We start from the raw sequence: 2,665 nt of genomic DNA on the forward strand, positions 1-2,665 counted from the left end.
GGCATGTGCTACATGGAAAACGTGAAGATGGAGAATTGTACGATCATCAACACGGATCTGGCGTTCGAATATTCGACGGTCGACGTTCAAGCGAACAGCCGCATCGACAGCGTCAAGAATCCGATCAGCGGCACGATAACCGCTGCCGGAATCGGAGAACTGATCCTGGACGACCCGGAAATCTCTGCCGAGGACACCAAATACCAGCTTGCGGAGGAACAGGAATATGCCATTCGATTTTGACCAGATCATCGACAGACGGAACACCAACTCTTACAAGTGGGATGTCAAACCGGGCGAGCTGCCGATGTGGGTGGCGGACATGGACTTCGGAACGGCGCCTGCTGTAATCGATGCGATCGAAAAGCGGATTCGGCAGGGCGCTTTCGGCTACAATACCGTCCCTGACACTTTCCGCGAAAGCATCATCAGGTGGTGGCAGAGGCGGCATCAATTCGCGATGGAAAAGGAGTGGATCCTGTATTGCACGGGTGTCGTTCCGGCTATTTCTTCAATTGTGCGGAAAATGACGGAAATAGGCGATGACATTGTCGTTCTTTCGCCGGTCTACAACATCTTTTACAATTCCATCCTGAACAACGGTCGGAAAGTCTTGGCAAGCGAATTGCGCTATGAAGACGGAAGCTATGCCATCGATTATGCGGATCTGGAGGAAAAACTATCCCGCGAAACGACTTCGCTGTTCATTTTCTGCAACCCGCATAATCCGATCGGCAAAGTTTGGGATTTGCAGACGCTGGAACGGATCGCCGAACTGTGCATCAAGCATGATGTGCTGATCGTGAGTGACGAGATCCATTGCGACCTGACGCACATCGGCCACGCGTATATCCCGTTTGCCTCCCTTTCCGAGGAGATTGCTGACCGGACAATCACGTGCATTGCGCCGACAAAAGCTTTCAATATCGCCGGACTGCAGACAGCGGCAATCGTCATCCCGAATCCTGAAATCAGAAAACAAGTGGACAGAGGGATCAATACGGATGAAGTGGCGGAACCGAATACTTTCGCGATCCAAGCGGCTGAAGCGGCTTTCGACGAAGGGGAAGAATGGCTGGAGGAGCTGCGGGAATACTTGGAGCAGAACAGGCAATCTTTGATCGCTTCTTTGAAGGAACTTGTCCTTGAAATCCATGTAGTCGAGGCTGATGCTACTTATCTGGCCTGGATCGATTGCGCGGCGATTACGGAAGATACGAAGGAGCTGTGCGCGTTTATCAGGGAGAGAACCGGACTGTACCTGTCCGAAGGAAATATCTTCGGCGGCAACGGATCGCGTTTTGTCCGCTGGAATTATGCTTGCCCGAAAGCACTCCTGGAGGACGGCATCAAACGTTTCGCCGAAGGGATCGCGTCCTACAAAATGGAATATCCGCTGTAAGGAAACGCTGCAAGGCCGCACTATTGATGCGGAAATGCAGCGTTTTTCTGGTTTGGGCTCCCACTTGTCGGATGGGGATACTTGTGTCATCATGGAAGTGTAAACGCCTTCGATGGCGAAATAATCAGCAAACGGAGCACAGTAATTATGGAATTAAGGGTCATGCATTATTTTTTGACGGTTGTTTATGAGGAAAACATCACCAGCGCAGCCGAAAAATTGCACATCACGCAACCGACATTGTCCCGGCAGATGATGCAGTTGGAGGAGGAGTTGGGCGTCCAGTTGTTCAGGCGCGGAAAAAGGAAAATCGCTTTGACAAGCGAGGGTTTGCTCCTGAAGCGAAGGGCTGAAGAAATTCTGGACTTGACCAATCGGACCGAGAAAGAGCTGAAGCAGCAGAAGCCGCTCATGAACGGCGAAATTGCGATCGGCGCTGGCGAAACGCAATTCATGAGGCTGTTGGCTGAACATATCAAGCGATTCAGTCTGGATTATCCGCAGGTCACCTACAAGTTTCACAGCGCGGATGCCGACGAAATCAAGGACCGGGCCAATAAAGGGCTGCTCGACATCTGTCTGTTGACGGAACCGGTGGACGTCGAAAAGTTCGATTTCCTCCGGATTCCGCAAAAAGAAAGATGGGGCGTCCTTATGAGAAAAGACAGTCCCTTGGCGCAAAAATCGGAAATCAACCCGGGTGACTTACTGCCTTATCCGATTTTGGTAGCAGGCAGGTCGATTGTCCGCAATGAGTTGGCGAACTGGTTCGGTGATGCGTACGATCGAATGAACATCATCGGCAGCTACAATCTGATCTACAATGCGGCCATCATGGTGGAGGCAGATCTGGGATATGCGCTTTGTCTTGAAAAGCTTATTCCGGAAAGCGAGGACAGTCCCCTCTGTTTTAAATTGTTGGATCCCGTATTGGAAACAGGTTTTGTGATCGCCTGGAAAAAATACCAGACTTTCCCGCCTGTCGTCGCGAAGTTCATCGAGGAATTGAAGCATGCTTTGCAGGCATGATTCATGATGCAATATAACTATTGGTATTGGCGCCCAAACAGCGTTAAGATAAGCACTATAAGATAGTCTGCAGTTGTCCGGATGAACCGGATCAGAAGGAGGAAAATAAAATGGCAACACACAAACAAGCCGTTCCACCACCTACCGTATTCTTTGGAGAAGAAGCTTTTCAACCGATCGACCACACGGAAGTCCGCTGGCTGGGCAGCGGCGGGATGTTCGTGAACACCCGCG

At 50.9% G+C, this 2,665-nt stretch carries 3 protein-coding genes; all 3 read left to right on the forward strand.

The window, feature by feature from the left end; translation table 11 throughout:
• Positions 1–243 (forward strand): DUF3737 family protein (locus WBV27_RS03260; RefSeq protein WP_424199373.1); only part of this gene is annotated, 243 nt, incomplete at its 5' end.
• On the forward strand, positions 227–1,402 hold the full coding sequence (locus WBV27_RS03265) for a MalY/PatB family protein (RefSeq protein ID WP_424199375.1): 1,176 nt from the start codon (positions 227–229) through the stop codon (positions 1,400–1,402). The genes WBV27_RS03260 and WBV27_RS03265, both read left to right, overlap by 17 nt.
• 147 nt (positions 1,403–1,549) lie before the next feature.
• Positions 1,550–2,431, forward strand: a complete 882-nt coding sequence (locus WBV27_RS03270; RefSeq protein ID WP_424199377.1) for a LysR family transcriptional regulator — start codon at positions 1,550–1,552, stop codon at positions 2,429–2,431.
• Positions 2,432–2,665 lie beyond the last annotated feature (234 nt).

This window comes from Trichococcus sp., from assembly GCF_049589555.1.
Taxonomy (GTDB): Bacteria; Bacillota; Bacilli; order Lactobacillales; family Aerococcaceae; genus Trichococcus.

Excerpts from the sequence above, each read along its gene's own strand:
- WBV27_RS03270 (WP_424199377.1), top strand. The coding sequence starts at position 1,550 with ATGGAATTAAGGGTCATGCATTATTTTTTGACGGTTGTTTATGAGGAA.
- WBV27_RS03265 (WP_424199375.1), top strand. The coding sequence starts at position 227 with ATGCCATTCGATTTTGACCAGATCATCGACAGACGGAACACCAACTCT.